The 691-nt window shown below is 60.3% G+C and carries 1 pseudogene; it reads right to left on the reverse strand.

The window, feature by feature from the left end:
• A pseudogene (locus tag A3730_RS32160) lies at window positions 1-691 on the reverse strand (hypothetical protein); the annotation flags it as partial.

A 691-nucleotide genomic window follows, 5' to 3' on the forward strand; every position in this document is an offset into this window, starting at 1 on the left:
TCTGGGCGTCGATGTAATCCTGCATGCGATGCATCTGGGTGGCCTGCATTTCGATGGCGGCCATGGTGTCGCAGTCATTCTGTTTCTGTGGATTGAGCTGGCAGAGAATCTCGTTATGCACCAGGTGGTTGACGAGAATTTTCATGCCCGCCAGGTGTGCCCGTTCAATCCATTTGTAGTAGCTCTGATGGTGTTGCAGGGAGTTGCTGCGGGGCCAGAAGGGGTAGTCCGGCCAGCCCCGGGTTTCATGGGGGCCGGGGTTGCTGGTGACTTGTTCGATTAGCCCGGTGAGCCCCTGGGGGCCATGGTTGACGGCACAGTCGTGCAGGGCATGGTCGACCCCGAACTTGTGGAAGGGGTCGCCGTAGTTCACCCGCCCGCCGATAAATTCGTAGGCAGAAATATGGCTGTGGGCATCCACGAAACCGAAGATGTCATCGTCGTCCAGGCCGTTCACATTCTGGAAACGGGGAACCTGGGTCAGGTAATTGGCCGGGCCGTCATCCGCGACGGCGGCGTTGAGTTCGGCTTCCGGGTAAGTGCTACATCCGTCGCTGGGTGCCAGGGTGAAACGGTTATTGTCCGCTTCCAGTTGCGGGGAGGTGAGAGTCAGGCCGTCGTCGCCGGCAGTGAGCAGCAGGCCGGTCACGTTGGAGGCCAGGGTGAAGGTGTCGCCGTCGCTGCGGTTCAG

The sequence above is a fragment of the Alcanivorax sp. HI0044 genome (genome assembly GCF_001634945.1).